Raw genomic sequence first — 18,993 nt, 5'->3', positions numbered from 1 at the left:
CCCACCGAACCCTCTCGAAGAGTTAGGACGCAGCGCAGGGCGATCCGGTTCCACCGCAGCGGGACTACCCGTGGAATGCGGCTACGAGGAGCCGGTGACCGCGCAGATCAGACGGCGGCGACGACTCCCGCGAGACGGTCGGCGACTGCCCGGGCGTGATCGTCGTCGGCGGCTTCGACCATGACGCGCACGAGCTGTTCGGTACCCGACGGACGCAGCAGCACCCGGCCGGTCTCACCGAGTTCGCGCTCGGCCTCCGCGACCGCAGCCGCCACCGCAGGATCGTTCGCGACGGCGACCTTGTCGTGGACCCGCACGTTCACGAGAACCTGCGGGAGCGACGTCATCACCGAGGCGAGCTTCGCGAGCGGCAGGCCCGTAGTGGCGATCCGCTCCATCAGGCGCAGACCCGTGAGCACGCCGTCGCCGGTCGTGCCGTGCGCGGGCAGGACGATGTGACCGGACTGCTCACCGCCGAGGCCGTAGCCACCGCGGCGGAGCTCCTCGAGCACGTAGCGGTCGCCCACACCGACGGTGCGCACCTGGATTCCCGCCGCGCGCATCGCGAGATGCAGACCGAGATTGCTCATCACCGTGGCGACGAGCGTGTCGTCGGGAAGTTCGCCGGCTTCGTGCATGCCGAGGGCGAGGATCGCCATGATCGCGTCGCCGTCGACCACCGTGCCGGTCGCGTCGACGGCGAGGCAGCGGTCGGCGTCGCCGTCGTGCGCGAGACCGAGGTCGGCGCCGTGCTCGAGCACGGCCTGCTGCAGCACGGACAGGTGCGTGGATCCGCAGCCGTCGTTGATGTTCAGTCCGTCGGGTTCGGCGTTGATCGCGATGACCGTCGCACCTGCGGCCGCGTAGGCGGCCGGGCCGGCCTGTGAGGCGGCGCCGTGCGCGCAGTCGACCACCACGGTCGTACCGGTGAGCGGCTTGTGCACGGCCGTCTCGAGATGCGCGAGGTAACGGTCGAGGGCGTCGGACACGACGCGTACCCGGCCGATGTCCGCGCCGGTCGGGCGTGCAGCGCTCTCGGCGTCGCCGTGCAGCACCGCCTCGATCCGGTCCTCGACCTCGTCGTCGAGCTTGTGCCCGCCGGCCGCGAAGATCTTGATGCCGTTGTCGGGCATGGGATTGTGCGACGCGGAGATCATCACGCCGAGGTCGGCGCCGTAGTCACCCGTGAGGTACGCGACCGCGGGCGTGGGCAGCACGCCCACCGAGACCACGTCGACCCCGGCTGCGGTGAGTCCGGCCGTGACGGCCGCCTCGAGCATCTCCCCGCTCGCGCGCGGATCTCGACCCACGACCGCGACCGGTCGCCGCTCGGCACCCTGAGGGGCCAGGACCGCTGCTGCAGCGCCTGCCAGACGTACTGCCAGCTCCAATGTGAGCTCGGCGTTGGCCAAGCCCCGGACTCCGTCGGTGCCGAACAACCGACCCATGTACACAGCCTCCCAGTCGTGTGCGGCCCCCGCCGCGGATGTCGATAGAGGTCAGAATGCACGAAAGCAGGCGCCGGTAGGAGATGTCTACCGACGCCTGCTCTCGTGGTGGAACAGGTGCCGACTCTGACGAAATCAGCGTCGGCGGCACATCAGCGCTTGGAGTACTGCGATGCCTTACGGGCCTTCTTCAGGCCGTACTTCTTGCGCTCGACGGCACGCGGGTCACGCGTGAGGAAGCCGGCACGCTTGAGCGCGGGGCGATCCTCGGGGGTGACCTCGGTGAGTGCACGCGCGATGGCGAGACGCAGCGCGCCGGCCTGGCCGGACGGGCCGCCGCCGTGCAGGCGTGCGTGGATGTCGAACGACTCGGTGCGCTCGACCGTCACCAGGGGCGACTTCACGAGCTGCTGGTGCACCTTGTTCGGGAAGTAGTCCTCGATGGTGCGGCCGTTGAGGGTGAAGTTGCCGGTGCCGGGCACGAGGCGGACGCGGACGACGGCCTCCTTACGGCGACCGACGGTCTGGACCGGACGGTCGAACACGATCGGGGCAGCAGGTGCCTCGACGACGTCCTCGACGTACTCGTCTGCAGCGACCTCGACGTTCTCGACGTACTCTTCGGGGTTCACGTTCTGTTCCTCGGGCGTCGTCACTGTGCCACCTGCTTGATCTCGAACGGCACCGGCTGCTGCGCGGCGTGGGGGTGGTTCGGGCCCGCGTAGACCTTCAGCTTCTTCGCGATGGCGCGACCGAGCTTGTTCTTCGGGAGCATGCCGGTGACGGCCTTCTCCACGAGGCGGTCGGGGTTCTTCTCGAGAACCTCGCCGACGGAACGAGCCCGCAGACCGCCCGGGTGACCGGAGTGGCTGTAGAGGAACTTGTCGGTCCGCTTGTTGCCGGAGACGGCAACCTTGTCGGCGTTGATGATGACGACGAAGTCACCACCGTCGACGTGCGGCGCGAATGTGGGCTTGTGCTTGCCGCGGAGCAGGTTTGCCGCCTGCACCGCGAGGCGGCCGAGCACCACGTCGGTGGCGTCGATGACGTGCCACTGATGGGTCACGTCGCCGGCCTTCGGTGTGTACGTAGACACAGATCTTCCTCGTCTATCGTTTCGCTGCTGGCCTGCATGCCGACGGTTGCCACGCCCGGCGGCCAGTTGGGACCCGGGAGAGGTGTTCGTCGCGCCACAGGGCACGACGACGTGCGACACGCCGAGGGGACACTCTACCGGGCGGACGCGGGGCCGGTCAAAGCGCCGCAGCAGCCCCGACCCGGCACACCCCCGGCCGGAACACTCCGGAAGCAGCAGCACGTCCCGGCGGCCTCTCCACCACCGGGACGTGACAGCGCCGGATCGGTCCGGATCCGGCGGACCCGGATCAGCCCGGGAAACGCTGCTGGTTCAGTCGCTCGACCTCCTGCATGTTGTCGTTACCGGTCGAGACCACCCGACCGATGTCGTGCAGCACCTGGATGAGACCGGCCTCGGCCTCGTTCCAGCGGGCCTGCGTGGCGGCGTACCGCTCCTGCGCCCCGCTGTCCCAGGTGGCGATGAGGGGCGCGACCTGCCCCTCGATGCGGTCGAGCGTCGCCTCGATCGCCTTCTGACCGGACACGAGCTGGGCGTGCAGGTCGGCAACGCCGGCGAAGTTCTGATAGATCTCGGACACGGATCGTTCTCCTTGTTCTCGAATGTGTGCCGGAGGGGCTGTGTGCCGGAGGAACCGGGATCAGGTGAACGACCCGTTGAGCACCGAACCGCCGTCGGGGTCGATCGCCGACAGGGACTGTGCCTGCTGGTCCTCGGCCGCGGCGTACGACCGTCCGCTGGTGCGCACGGCCTCTGCCAGTTCGTCCAGGGCGTTCGACAGCTTGGTGTGGTTGACGTTCCAGCGCTCCATGATTCCGGCGAACTGTTCCGCCGAGCGGCTCCGCCAGACCGACGGCGCGGACTGCACCACGCCCGTCAGACGACCGAGGATCGCGTCGAGTTCGGCGCGGGAGTCCTGGAGTTGTCCCGCGACGACCTCCATGGTCGCCACATCGGTGGTGAGGTGATTCGAATTGCCGGTCGGTTGGGTCAACGGCGTACTCCTTCGCTCGTGCGTGGGTCGTCCGGCTCGGCGTCGAGCCGGTCCTGGCTCCTACATGTGGTTGGACGCACCCGATCCGGTATCGGTTCCGCCCCTTCCGAAATTCGTGGACCTTCTTTTCTCACCCGACCCGGAGGGTGTGGACGGCCTGCTCACATTCACTGCGGATACGAGTCCATTCCTCGTCGAGGTACTGGCATCCCACCGACACCTGGAGGCCGCGCCCGGTCGGCGTCGCCGACGAGGGGAAGACCAGGACCGACCACCGCACCACCGAGTAGTCGTCGGGAACCTCGGTGTACGCCACGACCTTGCGGTCGGCGAAGGTCGTGTCGGTGTCGAGGTCGCGGATGACCGGTGCACGTTCGGCGGCCCGTTCCGCCAACGCGGCGGCGACCGAGTGCTCGTCGGTCCCGCCGGGGAGATCGCGGTACACCACCAGGATCCGACGATCGGTTCCGCCGACCGGTACGAGTTCCGCGCGGCCCTCGGGCACGGTCGCGGGGTCGCGGACGCGCCAGCCCTCCGGCAGGTCGAGGTGCAGTGGGCCGGCGTCGATCCGCGTCGACGGGGACGGACCGGTGTCGGTGGCCGATTCGTGCTCACGCGCGTCGGCCGGCACCTCCGCTGCAGCAACGACTTCCGGTGGATCCGGGGCCTCCGCATCTCCGCCTTCTCCGGCGAGAAGCGGCCACAGGAAGATCGCTGCGGCGAGCAGGGACGGAATCACCGCACCGGCGACGACCAGCGTGCGCACCGCGCCGGCCCGTCCGGCACGAGGGGGATCCGGGCGTGCACGCACCTCGCTCAGCCACGGCAGTGTCCTGTCGGGTCCGCCGGTCGTCGGCGCGACGGCCGGAGCCCTCGAGGCCGGTCCGATTCCGGCCGGTGGCGTTGGAGTGCCGGTCACCGCGACGAGCATCTCCGAGGCCGCGACGGGCACGACCCGCCGACCCGCACCCACGAGATCTGCCGCGAGAGCGAACGATTCGACACCGGACGGTTCGCCCGGCGCTCCGGTCGCCACCACGACCTCCGGCCCGGCCCCGCCGCACACCGAGGTCAGCAGGTTCTCGAGTCGCGTCGCGGCGTCCGGAGAGTGCACCGACAGGCCCGGATCACGCGCGAGTCGTTCGACGGTCGGCCCGTCGGGTCCGGGCGGACCGATGCTCACGGCGGTGGTTCCCCCGGCGGCGAATTCGAGTACCGCCCACCGCTCGTGCGGCGCAGGATCGGCGGCGCGCGCGGCGGCCACCGCGACCGGGAGCAGGATCGTATCGCCCGCGACCTGCCGCACAGCGGTCCGGAAGAGATCACGGCGCCGCTCGTTCCACCAGGTGGGGTGTATCGCGCACGCCAGCCCGCCGGTATCCGGTGCACCCACGGTCGCTGCTGCGTAGGAGACGAGTCCGCTCAGCAGTTCTCCGAGTTCGGTCTCCGTTCCGACCGCAGCCGCATCCACGAGTTCCGTGACATCCACGACCCTTCCGAGGCCGACGGGATCCGACTCCTCCCCCGCTGCCGCTCCGTACACCCGCCGGTCACCGAGATCCGCAGCGAGAGCGGGCACACTGCGCGTCGTTCCGGACCACCCGATGTGGACGGACCCGGGCGTCAACGTGAACGCGACCGCGGCGACCGTCTCGTCCCGGACCGCCATCACACCTCCGGCACCCAGGCGGTCTGGACGAGCGCCGTGCCGTCGCGTCGCACGAGCGTGCCGCGACCCGGCGGCATCGTCGACGGACGGACCGCGCCGACGAGCGCTCCCTCGTCGCGGCTACCACTCATGATCAGACCCGGAGTCGACAACTCCCGCAGACGTCCGAGGATCGGTTCGTACATCGCGCGTCCGGCACCACCCGAACGACGCGCGACCACCAGGTGCAGGCCGATGTCGCGTCCCTGCGGAAGGTAGTCGAGCAACGGCAGCAGCGGGTTCTGGCCCGAGGTGGCGACCATGTCGTAGTCGTCGATCACCACGAACACCTCGGGTCCGGTCCACCACGATCGATCGCGCAGCTGTTGTTGCGTCGTGTCGGGGCCCGGCAGCCGACGTTCGAAGATGCCGGCGAGTTCGCGGACCATGGCCGCGAGGACCGTCGCCGACGGCGCGTATCCCCCGAGATGGTCGCCGTCGACGACGCCGAGCATCGTGCGGCGGTAGTCGCCGACGATGATCCTGGTCTGCGCGCCGCTGCCGGCTTCGACCAGTCCGCGGCACAGTCCTCGCAGCAGATTGGTCTTGCCGCATTCCGAGTCGCCGAAGATCAGCAGGTGCGGATGGTCGGTGAAATCCACCGATACGGGCGCGAGCTCGGATTCGTCGATGCCGATCGGGACGGAGAGCCGGGCCGTCGGGGATGCCTCGGCCGGCGGCGGCCATCCCCTCGGCAGCGCTGCGAGGAGGTCGGGTCGGTCGATGCGTTCGGGCAGCATGCGCACCGGCGGCGCCGAACGCCCCGGGGTGGCAGCACGGACGGCCTCGACCGCCGCTGCAACGCCGACCGCGAGATCGGCCGGGTCGGAGCTTCCGTCCACCCGGGGCAGCGCCCCCAGGATGTGCAGGCCGTCGCGGTCGATACCGCGTCCGGGCCGCCCTTCCGGCACCATCGCCGCTCTCTTGCGGCCGTACTCGGAGTCGGACGGGTCGCCGAGGCGGAGTTCGAGCCGTGTACCGAGCAGGTCGCGCATGGCGGGCCTGACGTCACCCCAGCGCGGGGCGCTGAGCACCACGTGGATGCCGTAGGACAGCCCCTGGGCGGCCAGGATCCCGATCGTCTGTTCCAGTGCCTCGAAGTCCTGCCGGATGCTCGGCCAGCCGTCGACGACGAGGAAGACGTCGCCGAACGGATCGGCGGTGGCCGGTGCGACCGAGTCGGCGCGCATCAGCCGCAGCTGGGCCATGGACTCGATGCCGTTCTCGGCGAAGGACCGTTCGCGGCGACGCAGCAACGACATCATCTCCGCGACCGTGCGGCGCACCCGGTCGGTGTCGTGCCACCCCGCGACGGAACCGACGTGTGGCAGGCCGGCCAGACCGGACAGGGTGCCACCGCCGAAATCGAGACCGTAGAACTGCACCTGCTCGGCGGTGTGTGTGAGGGCCATCGACAGGACGAGGCTGCGCAGCAGTGTGGACTTCCCGGACTGCGGCCCGCCGACCACCACGACGTTGCCGGCCGACCCCGACAGGTCGACCACCAGCGGATCGCGGCGTTGTTCGAACGGCCGGTCGACGACACCGACGACGGTGCGCAGAGTTGCCCGACGCGGCACGTCGCCGGTGAGCACCGATCTGGGCAGCAGCATGTCGAGCGACGGGGATGCGTCGAGCGGAGGAAGCCACACCTCGTGTGCCGGTCTTCCATGGCCCTGGATCCGATCGACGACCACCTCGAGCACGCTCCGCCCGTCGCCGACGGGAAGAACCGGGAGCGGCTCCGTGACCGGGGCGGGCGGACCGGCATCGACCGGCACCGCCCGCGCGGTGAAGAGCCGGGGCCGGGACGTGCCGGCCGGCACCGCCGACCGGGCGCGCCGGGTGGGGCGGCCGGGCTCGTACGGTCCCGAGACGTACGCCGCGGAGAACCGCTGGATGTCGGCGGAATCGGTCCGCAGATATCCGGCGCCGGGTGTCGACGGCAGGTGGTAGGCGTCGGGAACACCGAGGACGCTCCGCGATTCGTTGGCGGAGAAGGTCTTCAGACCGATGCGGTAGGACAGGTGGCTGTCGAGGCCGCGGAGGCGACCCTCGTCGAGTCGTTGGCTGGCGAGCAACAGGTGCATGTGCAGCGACCGGCCCAGACGTCCGATCGCCGCGAAGAGGTCGGCGAATTCGGGTTGTTGCGAGAGCAGTTCGGAGAACTCGTCGACCACGATGAACAGCGCGGGCAGCGGGTCGAGCGGTGCGCCCGCCGCCCTGGCCTTCTCGTAGTCACCGACGTTGGCGAAGTTGCCCGCGGTCCGGAGCAGTTCCTGCCGTCGGTTCATCTCGCCTTCGAGGGCGTCCTTCATGCGGTCGACCATCGCGATCTCGTCGGCGAGGTTGGTGATCACCGCCGCGACGTGCGCGAGCCGCTCGAGACCGAGGAAGGTCGCGCCACCCTTGAAGTCCACGAGGACCAGGTTGAGCGCCTCCGGTGGGTGCGTCGCCACGAGACCGAGGACCAGCGTCCGCAGGAATTCACTCTTCCCCGAACCGGTTGCGCCGATGCACAATCCGTGCGGTCCCATCCCGTTCTCGGCGGCCTCCTTGAGGTCGAGTTCGACGGGCGCACCGTCGATGCCGACACCGATCGGTACCCGCAGGCGGTCGCGTCCGCGGCGCGGCACCCACGCCTGGGCGGGGTCGAAACGGGCCACGTCCCCGAGTCCCAGCAGCTCCTGCCAACTCGACGGCCGCTCGTCACCGGCGCTCTCGTCCACCGCCCCGCTCACCACCCGGTACGGCGCGAGCCGCCTGGCCAGCGTCTGTGCCTGCGGTGTCCCGATGCCGTCGGCCTCGGCGAAGATGTCGACGTCGGTGCCGGTGGCGACCCCGACCCGTCCGTCCTCGACCACCAGGCGCAGGCCACGCGTCGCGCTGAGTCGTGTGGCGTAACCCGAGAGATCGAGCATGGTCACCGCGTCGAGACCGTCGTCGAGCACGCCCGAACCCGATCCCGTGACCCCGCCGTCGACGACCACGACGAGGTGCACGACACCTTCGCCGGCCGGGGTGTTCCGGACGAATCTGCTGCGACCGGCGAGGACCGCCGCGAGATCTGTCTCGAGTTCGAACAGCGAACCGAACACGGTGCGTGCACTGCCCGCACCGTCGCGCAGGACCGGGTTCTGCGCGTGCGGCAGCCACTTGATCCATTCCCATTCCGCGGCGGTGTCGGGACCGCACACGACGGCGACCTGCAGCGTGTCGGGACCGTGGAAGGTGCACGCCTGCGCGAGCATCGCCCGCGCGAGCGAGCGCGCTGCGCCGCGATCGCCCTCGATGCCGATCGCGGCGAAACCCCGCAGCGACACGGCCGTGGGCAGCGCCTGCACCACCGAGTGCGCGCGCACGAACCTGCGCAGCGACAGGGCGGCGACGGGTTCGAGATCCTCGACCGGTCCGGTGTCGGGAGGCACGAGCCGGGTCGCGAGTCGCTGCCCGCCGCGCCCCACCCTGAGATGGCCGAAATCGGGATCGCTGCCCCGCCGCTCCCACATCCGGACGGTGCCGGCGAGGGTCCACAGCAGGGCCGGGTCGGGATGCGACCATTCGAGCGCCCGACGCTGTTCGTGTGCCGTCTCTGTGACCTCGCGCCGGAGTTGGTCGAGATAGCGCAGGTAGTCCTTGCGGTCCTCGTTCGCCTCGGCGGTCTTCGTTCCCCCGCTGCGACCACCGTTGGCGAGCATGCCCACCAGGGACACGACCATCATGAGCGGGAAGATCATCGCCATGGGGCTGCGTGCGGCGCCGGTGGTGAACATCAGCGCGACCATCCCGATCATCGCCGCGACCATCACGAGCGGGAGCAGCCTGGTCACCAGATTTCCGGGTGTGGCCCGGGGGATGTCCGGTGGCGGTTGGACACTCACCTCCCCGCCGGGAGCGCGCGGCGCCTCCCGCCGTGCTCTGCGCACGAAACGCACGGTACTCACTTCGCCACCCCCCGGGACGCCGTCGGCCGCCCCCTACGGCCCCACGGTCGTGGAAGACTAACCCATGGCGGTGACCTTCCGTGCTCCTGCTCGCATCTCGGTCCCCCGACGGGCAACTCGGGCAGGACATTTGTCGGGACGATGTCGTATGGTCTGCGTCGTTCGGACTGCAGTGACGGGGGGAACCGAGGCCGATGACATCTGTGCGTGCGCGATCCGAGACCCCGGGGCAGGTGGGAGCCCCGGATCTGTGCCGGATCACCGTGCTCGCCCGCCACACCGAGGTCGATCTCGCGCTGCCCCTCGATGTTCCGGTGGCGTTGCTGCTCCCGGGGATCGTGGATCTCGTCGCCGGTCACCGGCCCGACAACGACTTCGACGCGACACCCGAACGCACGGAGCCCGACGGCTGGGCGCTCGCCCGGATCGGCCGGGCCCCGCTGTCCGGGGCACTGAGCCTCGACGAGCACGGTGTCCGCGACGGGGAGATCCTCGTCCTGGAGGATGCCGGATCCCCCGCTCCTCCACCGTTGTTCGACGACGTCATGTACAGCGTCGCGGCGTCGGACCGGACCATGACGCCGTGGGGTGCGGGCCCGTCGGGTCTCATCGCGGCCGTCCTGGGTCCGGTCGCCCTCGCTGCGGGCTGCGTACCGTTGCTGTTCCTGCCCGACGGTGCGAGTCGTCTCGCCCTCGGAGCCGTGTGTGCCGCGCTGTCTCTCCTGGTGCTGCTCACTGCAGGCATCCTCGCCCGGCTGCACGACGATCGTCGGACCGCCACCGCACTGTTGTGGTGCACCTTTCCTCTCGCATCGACGGCCGGTGCGCTGCTCGTTCCCGGCGACGCGCCGGCGCCGCGTCTCGTCCTCGCGGCGGCTCTGACCGGTGCGGTCGCGGTGCTCGCCGTGCGTGTCACCCGCATCGGCCTCGCACCGTGCACGGCGGTCGCCGCGACCGCCGCGGGTGTCGTCGTGACGGCCTCCCTCGCATCGACCACCGATCTCGACGCGCGTGCGCTCGGGGCCGGAACGGTCGTGGCGGCGCTGCTGCTCGCCGGCACGGCACCGCGTCTCGCGGCGATGCTCGCCAAACTCCCCATCCCCTCGGTCCCCGCTCCGGGCGCTCCGCTCGAACCGGAGAGCACCGACAGCAGCAGCGTGTCCGGTCTGCCGTCACCGGCGGAGCTCGAAGACCGGGCCGACCGGGCACGCAGCGCGCTGACCGGGATCGTCCATGCCGTCGTCGTACTCACGGCGGGTGGGGCGTGGTGCGCCGCATTCCCGTGGGACGGAGAGGTGTTCGTCCCCGCGGTGGCACTGGCCGTCGCGTCGGCCGTGGTCCTCGTCTTCCGGGGTCGCACCTACACCGCGACCGCGCAGGCGGCTCCCCTCGTGGCCGGTGGCGCGGCACTGCTGCTCGGGCTGCTCGTCGGCGCGGCAGCGAGCGGTGCGTTGCCACCGTGGGCGGTGTTCGCATCCGCTACGGGTCTCGCGTGTGCCGGTTTCCTCTTCGGTGTGGTCGCACCGCGACGGACGTTCACCCCGGTACAGCGCCGGATCGCCGAAATCGCGGAGTACGCGACCATCGCCACCGTCGTGCCGTTGGCCTGCTGGGTCGCCGGTGTGTACGCAGCGATCCGCGGACTGTGACGGTGCGGCTGTCACACCGGTTCGCGGTCCTGGCCCTCGCGGCCCTGGTAGCGACCACCACGCCGGGTCTCGCGACCGCCGCGCCGCCGGTACCCGATCCGGCGCAACTGCCCGCCGGCGCGACGCCAGCACCTCCCGAGGCCACCGAGATGCGGGTGCTGTGCGCGGAACTGCCGGATGCTCCGGACGGGCCACAGATCCCTCGGGCACAACGCATCCTCGACTTCGCGTCCGTGTGGCCGATCACCCGGGGATCGGGGCAGGTGGTCGCCGTCATCGACACCGGGGTCCATCCGCATCCGCGGTTGCCGGCCCCGAGGCCGGGTGGCGACTACGTGTCCACGGGCGACGGCACCGAGGACTGCGACGCGCACGGCACGCTCGTCGCCGGCCTGATCGCGGCGCGACCGACACCCGGGTCGGGTTTCGCCGGTGGCGCACCCGACGTCGGGATCATCGCCATCCGCCAGTCCAGTGGCCATTTCTCCGATCGCTCCCGGTCGGACGACGATGCCGCGCGCAACGCCTCCGGATACGGCGACGTACGGACCCTCGCCGCGGCCGTCCGGCAGGCGGTGGATCTCGGCGCCACCGTCGTCAACATCTCCGAGGTCGCTTGTCGGACGGTCGCCGAAGGCCTCGTCGACGGTCCACTGGGCGCGGCGGTGCAGTACGCGACGGATGTGCACGACGCGGTCGTCGTCGCGGCGGCCGGCAACACCGACACCTGCCGCGAAGGCAATCCGCGCTCGGTGGATCCGGCCGATCCCGGTGCGGATCCGTGGGATTCGGTCGTCACCCTGGCATCACCGGCCTGGTACGACGAGTACGTCCTCACCGTCGGTGCGGTCGAGGACGACGGCACGCCGGCCGAGTACAGCCTGCCCGGGCCGTGGGTCGACGTCGCCGCTCCCGGGAGTGGGCTCGTCTCGCTCAATCCCGGCACCGACGGTCTGGCCGACCTGATCCCCGGACCCCAGGGCGGCAGGCCGGTATCCGGGACGAGTTTCGCGGCGCCGCTCGTCGCGGCGACGGTCGCGCTGGTGCGCTCGCGGCATCCGCAGTTGTCCGCCCGGGAGGTGATGGCGCGCATCGAGAACACCGCCCACTCACCCGCGGAAGGATGGAATCCGCGGGTGGGGCACGGGGTCGTCGATCCGCTCGCCGCGGTCACCGCGCCGCTACCGGCCGAGCGCGCGCAGCCGGTGCCGGCGGTTGCCGTCGCCGAGCCGACTCCTCCCCCGGTACCGGATCATCGGCCGCGCACCATCGCACTGATCTCGGCTGCAACCGTGATCGCCGCGACCGCCCTCGTTCTCGTCCTCACTGCACCGGCACGACGACTCGCCCGATCACGGACCTGAATCAGTTGCCCGCCCGGACGGGGACCGCCCCCGGGTCGGCGGCGACACCGTCGTGTGCCAGCAGCGCCTGCTCCCGGCCGAGCGCGGGTCCCGGAGCGAGCAACTGCAGGATCGGCCACGGGACCCGGGCGGGTGGATCCGTGAAGCCGAGCGCCGTAGCGGCGTCCGCATCGGTGATGCCGTACCGCACGCCGGTGTCGGCGACGTAGAACAACGAACCGAGACGGTCGGTGTCCGAGGTCAGCGAAGTGGTCTGCACGTATCTGCCGCGGCCCGGCGGGATGTGGATCGCGTCGACCTGCGGTCCGGCACCGTCGGCCTGGGCCGGGACCACGGGCACGGCGTCCTTGCCGGTGGGCAGGGCCGTTCCCGCGGACAACCGCAGAGCCGAGCGGTGCCGGTCGTCCTCGCCCGTGCCCGGCTGCCAGGTCGAGCACGCCACGGGCCTCTCCCCCGGATCGACGATGCGTGGGACGACCTCGGGAAAGGTGTCGACCGGCAGTTCGTGCACGACCGGCGCGGCAGCGAGGACGTCGGGTGGAACCACGGGGATCTCCGGTGCTCCTTGCGAATCCGAGAAGTGGATGAGATGTGCGGTGGCCCGCGAGACCTCCTGCACACCGTTCTCGAGCACCACGTGGAAACTCTGACCGTCCGGTTCGGACACCGAGACGACCGACCCGACGCGCGCACCCGGCATCGACACGCTCGGGACGCCTCCGGCGCCGGTGATGACGGGTGCCGTCAGCTTCGGTGCCTCCGGCACGGCGGCGAGCAGTCCGGGGCTCGCGGGGCGCGCGCGGGAGATGTCGATGCCCAGCAGGCGCACGAGGGACCGGTCGTTCGGGTCGATCTCGGCGCGTCTGTCCTCGTAGAGCAGGTGATATCTGCCGTCCGCGGTCACGAGGAGCGCTTCGTCGTCGGCGAGCACCGAGCCTGCCCTGTGGTCGGGTGTGCCGGCGAGCACGGCGGTGGTCGAGGACTGCAGGCCGTTCGGATCGGCGACGTCGCAGACCGTCCACGGCACCATCTCCGCATCGTGGGCCAGGGAGGACGGCGCACCCGGGATCCCCACCAGCGGTCCGCGCGGTCGTGTCGTCAGTTCCTCGTCGGCGACGACCGCAGGTTCGGCGGGAGACCCCAGGATCAGCCGTGCCGACGCGAGGTTCAGGACGGGATGGAAGGTCGTGTCGATCGCGACGTAGAGCGCACCGGAGTCGCGGGCGACGACGACGGACGCATCACCGATCCGGTCCTGGGGCCGGAACAGGGCAAGGGCGGCACAGCCTCCCAGCACGACACACGCGACGACGACGCCGACGACGAGCGCCCGGAACTGGGAACGCATGGGGTCGTGGATCATTCGTACGTCGCCCCGCACCAACGCATGATCCATGCGCCGCGCCAGGAAGCGGTATCCACTGACCTGCCATCGCGTGGTCGGTTGCGCTGCCATCGATCTCCCCCCGTACGGCACGCTCTCTGGCGCAACACAGTACAGTCCTGTCGGGCGCTCACCACACGCGCTCCGCGCGGTCAGGGGGAAGGTCGGCACCGCGCCCGAATCATTGCCGGCCGTCGTTCGGGGGGATCGATGCAACGGACCGTGTCCGAGACGGAGGATTCACGGGTCGGCACAGCAACCGACAGTGCACGGGTCCGCACAACAGCAGGTGAGGCGAGAAGTCGCGTCGCCGTGCGGCTCGTGGGTGCGCAGTGCGTCGCCGTCCTCGTGTGGGCGCTGGCGGTGGTGTCGGGGGCGTCCGTGTGGGTAGCGTGCGCGATCGCCGTACCGCCCGCCGCGCTGTGTCTCGTGCGGGTCGGCGGACGCGGCACGTCCGAGTGGATCGCGACCGTTCTGCGCCGACGCACGAATGCTGTCCCCGTCTCGGGTGTCCTCCGCGACTTCCATGTCGGGTCGGCGGTCCCGGTGGGGGTGCGATGGGACGGCCCGTACGCGACCGTCGTTCTCGAGCTGACCTCCCCGGCCGGCGCGATCACCCGGCTCGGGCGCGACAGCGAGGAGACGGGGCGAACCCTTCCCCTCGACGCGATCGCCGCCTGCCTGTACCGGCACGATGTCGTTCTGGACGGGATCGATGTCGTGGTGCAGGGGCGTCGGGTTCGCGATTCGACACCCGCGGGCCAGGCCTACGCGCAGTTGCTGGGCCCGCTTCCCGCCGCGGCCGAACGCACGGTGCGGGTGGTGCTCCGACTCGATGTCACGTCCTGCGCGAGCGCTGCCGCCCGTCGGGGCGGAGGCTCCGAGGGTGCGGCCCGGACCGTCGTCGCGGCGGCACGGCGCGTGATCCGCGCGCTCGCCGACGCCGGGTACGGTGCGCGACTGCTCACCGCGAGCGAGATCGAACAGGCCGCGCTGCGCATCTCCCACGGGGTACCGGCGACGGAGTGGGCCCCGACGCACCGGCACGTCGCCCTGTCCTCCGTCTTCGACTCGGGCGGCGCTTTCGACCCCCGACGGATCGACCGCCACCACACGGCGGCGATCTGGTCGCATCCGACCCTGGCGTCGACGCTGGTCCTCCGGTTGCGACCGGGTGATGACGGGTCGGTTCGGGTCGGGGCGCTGGCACGGTTCACCACGCGGGAGGCGGACGTCCCCTCGGTGGCCGGACTGCTCCCGGCGTACGGACGTCACGCGGAACTCCTCACCGCTGCGCTGCCCCTCGGGGTTCCGCAGCTGGAGGACCGGGTTCCGTTGCGCGAATCGCGCACCGGTGGACTCGACGCCCTCGCTCTTCCGGCCGGTGGGTGTGGGCAGCTCGTCGGATCGGACGACGCCGGTCGCGCCGTCACCGCGCGTCTCACCGGTCCCGGCGTCCGCTCGGTCCACATCGCAGGCGAGTTGTATTTCGCCCAGCAGGTGGTCTTCCGTGCCGTCGCGGTGGGGGCGCGGGTCGTCGTCCACACCGACCGCCCCGGCGCGTGGCGCGGCCTGGTCGGATCCGCGGCCGGACCCGACCGGCTGCGTCTGGCGGGCGAGTACGCGGGCGACCGCGATTTCGACACGGTCGTCCACGACGGCGTCCCGCCCACCTCGTCCATGCCGCACGCGACCGCGATCCACGTGCACATCCACCCGGACGGATGGCCGCGCGAGCGTCCCACGGTGTCACTGCTGCAACCCGGAGCGGCCGGGGACCGCGTCGTGCTCACGGCGGGCGACGAACGCACGCCCCTCACACTCGTGACGATCGCGGCGGAGAGCACCCATCTCGGCCGGTCGCGCATGCCGGATCCGGCGCCTCAGCCGGGATAGCGGTCGAGAGCGGTTCCGGCGCGGACGGTGCGAGCCCACCACGCGATCTGGTCGAGCATGCGTTCCGCGCCGTCGATCGCGGCCTCGTCCGAGGTGGTGCCGTCCGCCGCGAAGGCGTGCTTGACGCGGTGGAAGCTCACCGACTGCCGCACCGGCACCATGTGGACCTCGACGACGACCTGCCGCAACTGCTCGACGGCGCGCAGGCCGCCGGACAGGCCACCGTAGGAGACGAATCCGACCGGCTTGGTGCGCCATTCACGCTTGACGGTGTCGATGGCCGTCTTCAGCGCGGCGGGATAACCGTGGTTGTACTCGGAGGTCACCACCACGAAGGCGTCCGCAGCACCGATGCGACGGGTGAAGGCGTCGGCGTCGGGTCCGCCCGAGAGGTCCTGCGGGAGCGGGGTCTCGGCGAGATCGAGAACGCCGACGTCGAACTCGGCGTGCTGTCGCGCGGTGGCCGCGAACCAGTCGGCGACGACCGGGGCGATGCGACCGGCACGGACACTGGCGACGACGACCTCGAGGCGGATCGGCTCGTTCGATGCTGCCGTGGTCATGGAGTCGATCGTAGGTGCGGTGCGGCCGAGAGCCCGTGCGCGAGCAGCGCGGCGAGTTCCCGGTAGGCACGTGCGTCCTCGACACCGGTCGCCTCGGCCACCTGTCGTTGCTGGATGCGCACCATGACCGAGGCGACGACGTCGGCGACGAAGGCCGCGTGGACGTCGCGCAGTTCACCGGCCGCGACGCCGTCGGAGATGAGCTGGCGGACGCGGTCGGCGGCGAACCGGGTGTTGCGTTCGTAGACTTCGCGCGCGACGGGCGTGTGGGCGATGTCCTCCATGAACCGCGTGGAGGCGGGTTCGAGTTCGCGCCCCACGGCCTCGAGATAGGCGCCGATGCGTGCCTGCGCGTCCGCGGCCCGCCCGACGTCGGCCTCCACCCGGTCGGCGGCGCCCTTGAAGAAGTGGACGGTCGCCGCGTAGACGAGTCGGTCCTTGTTCTCCGCGAGTGCGTAGAGCGTCGATTTCGAGCAGCGCAGACGCGCGGCGATGTCGTCGAGGGTCAGATGCGCGAAGCCTTCTGCCAGGAACAACGCGACCAGATCGTCGAACAGTTGCGCCTGCCGGGCGGTGGGCCGCCGGCTACCGACTCTTGCCATACCGAGAACAGTACGCCAGTATCGTTCTCAGTACTATTTTCGGTCCCCAGCCTTCCAGGAGGAACCACCGTGCCCGTCGAGCGTCTGCTTCCCACCCGCGAGGCCTACGACCTGATCGACCTCACCCGCGACGTCGCCGACAAGGTGCTCGCCCCGCGCGTCGACGAGCACGAGCGCAAGGAGACCTTCCCCGAGGGCGTCTTCCCCGCACTCGGCGCAGCCGGACTGCTGAGCCTGCCTTACTCCGAGGAGTTCGGCGGCGGCGACCAGCCCTACGAGGTCTACCTGCAGGTCCTCGAGGAACTCGGTGCCCGCTGGGCGGCCGTGGCGGTCGCGGTGAGCGTGCACGGACTGTCGTGCTTCGCGCTCGCCACCCACGGCACCGACGAGCAGAAGAACAAGTGGCTGCCGGAGATGCTGGGCGGCAACACCATCGGCGCGTACAGCCTGTCCGAGCCGCAGGCCGGATCCGACGCCGCCGCCCTCGCGTGCCGCGCGAAGCCCGTCGACGGCGGCTACCGCATCACCGGTTCGAAGGCGTGGATCACCAACGGCGGCAAGGCCGACTTCTACACCCTGTTCGCCCGCACGGCCGACACCGGCAGCAAGGGCATCTCGTGCTTCCTCGTGCCCGCCGGCACCGAGGGTCTGTCCTTCGGCAAGCCCGAGGAGAAGATGGGTCTGCACGCCGTCCCCACCACTTCCGCCCACTACGACGACGCCTTCGTCCCGGCCGAGCGCCGGATCGGCGCCGAGGGACAGGGACTGCCGATCGCGTTCAGCGCACTGGATTCCGGACGACTGGGGATCGCCGCCGTCGCGACGGGTCTGGCCCAGGCCGCGCTCGACGAGGCGACGGCCTACGCCAAGGAGCGACAGGCCTTCGGCAAGCGGATCATCGACCACCAGGGCCTCGGGTTCGTCCTCGCCGACATGGCCGCCGCCGTCGACTCGGCCCGCGCCACCTATCTCGACGCCGCCCGGCGCAAGGACGCAGGTCTGCCCTACTCGCGGCAGGCATCGGTGGCCAAGCTCGTCGCGACGGATGCTGCCATGAAGGTCACGACCGACGCTGTGCAGGTCCTCGGTGGATACGGCTACACTCGTGACTTCCCGGTCGAGCGCTTCATGCGCGACGCGAAGATCACCCAGATCTTCGAGGGCACCAATCAGATTCAGCGACTCGTGATCGCGCGGTCCCTCGCGGGGTGAACGATCGCGAGCCGGAAGCGACAGGGGTTCTCGCGGCGAAAGATCGCTAGAGTGCCTTCATGCCGGACGCCCTGGAGCGGCTCACTCCACAGCAACGCCACCTGCTGACGCAGCGGTTCGGCCGCATCGTCGTGGTCTCCGACATGAGTTGGGGGCTGGTGTCGACCACCGTCCTCGAGGTCGACACCGACGACGGGCGTCTGGTCGTGAAGGCGGGCGGAACCCCGGATCGGCACATCGGCCGTGAGATCAGCGCCCACGAACGGTGGACCGCTCCGTGGGTCCGGTGCGGCCGGGCCGCCCGGATGGTGTACGCCGACCGCGCGACGAAGCTCGTCGTGACGGAATATCTTCCGGGCCGGCTGATCCAGGGCACGGCGGCATCGTCCTGCCTGGACGTCTACGAACAGGCCGGCGCGCTGCTCGCGCAGTTCCACCGCCAGGAACGTGTGGTGGACGAGGGATACGAGCGATCGGCGAACACGAAGACGCTGCGGTGGCTCGCGGCGCCGCACCGCATCGGCCCCGATGTCGCCGGCCGGTTGCGCTCGATGGTCGAGGGGTGGCCGACGCCGACGGCCACCCTGGTGCCCACCCACGGCGACTGGCAGAGCCGGAACTGGCTCGCCGACGACGCGGGCACAGTGAAGGTGATCGACTTCGGCCGTGCCGCGATGCGCCCGGCGGGTGAGGACTTCGAGCGGCTCGCGGTGCGCGAGTTCCTCCGGGTCCCCGGGGCCGAGCAGGCCTTCCTGCGCGGTTACGGCGAGGACCCACGCGAGGAGGACGCGTGGTTCCGCCAACGTGTCCGCGCGGCGGTCGCGGTCGCGGTGTGGGCCTTCCATGTGGGCGACGACTGTTACGAGGCCGAGGGGCATCGCATGATCGCCGAGGCTCTTGCTCGCACGTCGACAGTCGCGCGTTAACAACTTCTCGACGGATATTTGTCACATTCGCCGATGTTGCCCGTTACCGGCAGTTTCGCTTGAATCAGTTCTGGACATACGTCCGATTCGTTTTCGACATGGAGGTCACCACATGCTTCTCGGTTCGCTCGACGCCCTCATCAGCAACGTCCTCCACTTCCTGGACTGGCTGATCTGACGAGCATGTGAGAAAGCCCCGAGGGGGTG

Annotated in this window: 15 protein-coding genes; 5 read left to right on the top strand and 10 right to left on the bottom strand. The window is 70.6% G+C overall.

All coding sequences use genetic code 11. The features are described 5' to 3' along the window. Positions 1–107: 107 nt before the first annotated feature. The 7 genes from glmM to eccCa all read right to left on the bottom strand — a co-directional run bounded on the left by glmM (position 108) and on the right by eccCa (position 9,190). Positions 108–1,448 carry a phosphoglucosamine mutase gene (gene glmM, locus B9C99_RS09165; protein WP_088897726.1) on the bottom strand — a complete coding sequence of 447 codons (1,341 nt, stop codon included), beginning with the start codon at positions 1,446–1,448 and terminating at the stop codon, positions 108–110. Positions 1,449–1,600: 152 nt separating this feature from the next. Further along, positions 1,601–2,104: a 30S ribosomal protein S9 gene (gene rpsI / locus B9C99_RS09160; protein WP_006550056.1), complete on the bottom strand. Its 504-nt coding sequence runs from the start codon at positions 2,102–2,104 to the stop codon at positions 1,601–1,603. Continuing rightward, a complete protein-coding gene (rplM, locus tag B9C99_RS09155) occupies positions 2,101–2,544 on the bottom strand; it encodes a 50S ribosomal protein L13 (protein ID WP_006550055.1) in 444 nt (147 codons plus the stop codon). Before rplM ends, rpsI begins: the two co-directional genes overlap by 4 nt. 289 nt (positions 2,545–2,833) lie before the next feature. Beyond that, positions 2,834–3,124 (bottom strand): WXG100 family type VII secretion target, encoded by a 291-nt coding sequence (locus tag B9C99_RS09150; protein ID WP_016690931.1) that lies wholly within the window; start codon positions 3,122–3,124, stop codon positions 2,834–2,836. 60 nt (positions 3,125–3,184) lie between these two features. After that, the gene (locus tag B9C99_RS09145) at positions 3,185–3,538 is read right to left on the bottom strand and encodes a WXG100 family type VII secretion target (protein ID WP_229565273.1); all 354 of its coding nucleotides are present in this window, start codon (positions 3,536–3,538) and stop codon (positions 3,185–3,187) included. A 130-nt stretch (positions 3,539–3,668) separates the two neighbouring features. Further along, positions 3,669–5,207: a type VII secretion-associated protein gene (locus B9C99_RS09140; protein ID WP_253250019.1), complete on the bottom strand. Its 1,539-nt coding sequence runs from the start codon at positions 5,205–5,207 to the stop codon at positions 3,669–3,671. After that, positions 5,207–9,190 carry a type VII secretion protein EccCa gene (gene eccCa / locus B9C99_RS09135; RefSeq protein ID WP_088897618.1) on the bottom strand — a complete coding sequence of 1,328 codons (3,984 nt, stop codon included), beginning with the start codon at positions 9,188–9,190 and terminating at the stop codon, positions 5,207–5,209. Before eccCa ends, B9C99_RS09140 begins: the two co-directional genes overlap by 1 nt. 194 nt (positions 9,191–9,384) lie before the next feature. Between eccCa and eccD the strand changes: the two genes are divergently transcribed. Next, a complete protein-coding gene (gene eccD / locus B9C99_RS09130; RefSeq protein WP_037189565.1) occupies positions 9,385–10,839 on the top strand; it encodes a type VII secretion integral membrane protein EccD in 1,455 nt (484 codons plus the stop codon). Further along, positions 10,836–12,203, top strand: coding sequence for a type VII secretion-associated serine protease mycosin (gene mycP, locus B9C99_RS09125; protein ID WP_088897617.1), 1,368 nt, complete (start codon positions 10,836–10,838; stop codon positions 12,201–12,203). Before eccD ends, mycP begins: the two co-directional genes overlap by 4 nt. A gap of 1 nt (position 12,204) precedes the next feature. On the opposite strand, the gene eccB is transcribed toward mycP, so the two are convergent. Next, positions 12,205–13,659, bottom strand: coding sequence for a type VII secretion protein EccB (gene eccB / locus B9C99_RS09120; protein WP_026060890.1), 1,455 nt, complete (start codon positions 13,657–13,659; stop codon positions 12,205–12,207). A gap of 150 nt (positions 13,660–13,809) precedes the next feature. Between eccB and eccE the strand changes: the two genes are divergently transcribed. Next, positions 13,810–15,483, top strand: coding sequence for a type VII secretion protein EccE (gene eccE / locus B9C99_RS09115; protein WP_253250018.1), 1,674 nt, complete (start codon positions 13,810–13,812; stop codon positions 15,481–15,483). On the opposite strand, the gene B9C99_RS09110 is transcribed toward eccE, so the two are convergent. Then, positions 15,471–16,046 (bottom strand): NADPH-dependent FMN reductase, encoded by a 576-nt coding sequence (locus B9C99_RS09110; RefSeq protein WP_016690923.1) that lies wholly within the window; start codon positions 16,044–16,046, stop codon positions 15,471–15,473. The two genes, eccE and B9C99_RS09110, sit on opposite strands and share 13 nt — an antisense overlap. Next, a complete protein-coding gene (locus tag B9C99_RS09105) occupies positions 16,043–16,648 on the bottom strand; it encodes a TetR/AcrR family transcriptional regulator (protein ID WP_016690922.1) in 606 nt (201 codons plus the stop codon). The genes B9C99_RS09110 and B9C99_RS09105 overlap by 4 nt, the downstream gene beginning before the upstream one ends. Before the next feature lie 69 nt (positions 16,649–16,717). Here B9C99_RS09105 and B9C99_RS09100 point away from each other — a divergent pair, with 69 nt between their 5' ends. Then, entirely contained in the window at positions 16,718–17,860 is a 1,143-nt protein-coding gene (locus B9C99_RS09100; protein ID WP_088897616.1) for an acyl-CoA dehydrogenase family protein, read from the top strand. Between the two features lie 59 nt (positions 17,861–17,919). Then, positions 17,920–18,786, top strand: coding sequence for a phosphotransferase (locus tag B9C99_RS09095; protein ID WP_016690920.1), 867 nt, complete (start codon positions 17,920–17,922; stop codon positions 18,784–18,786). The last annotated feature ends 207 nt before the right edge of the window (positions 18,787–18,993 follow it).

This window comes from Rhodococcus sp. BUPNP1 (assembly GCF_002215235.1).
GTDB lineage: Bacteria > Actinomycetota > Actinomycetes > Mycobacteriales > Mycobacteriaceae > Rhodococcus.
The sequence above is the reverse complement of the archived record's forward strand: the minus strand, read 5'-3'. Positions and strand labels throughout refer to the sequence as shown.

Coding starts and splice junctions, on each gene's coding strand:
- B9C99_RS09140 (WP_253250019.1), bottom strand. CDS start 5,207: ATGGCGGTCCGGGACGAGACGGTCGCCGCGGTCGCGTTCACGTTGACG.
- B9C99_RS09110 (WP_016690923.1), bottom strand. CDS start 16,046: ATGACCACGGCAGCATCGAACGAGCCGATCCGCCTCGAGGTCGTCGTC.
- glmM (WP_088897726.1), bottom strand. CDS start 1,448: ATGGGTCGGTTGTTCGGCACCGACGGAGTCCGGGGCTTGGCCAACGCC.
- B9C99_RS09105 (WP_016690922.1), bottom strand. CDS start 16,648: ATGGCAAGAGTCGGTAGCCGGCGGCCCACCGCCCGGCAGGCGCAACTG.
- B9C99_RS09095 (WP_016690920.1), top strand. CDS start 17,920: ATGCCGGACGCCCTGGAGCGGCTCACTCCACAGCAACGCCACCTGCTG.
- eccD (WP_037189565.1), top strand. CDS start 9,385: ATGACATCTGTGCGTGCGCGATCCGAGACCCCGGGGCAGGTGGGAGCC.
- eccB (WP_026060890.1), bottom strand. CDS start 13,659: ATGGCAGCGCAACCGACCACGCGATGGCAGGTCAGTGGATACCGCTTC.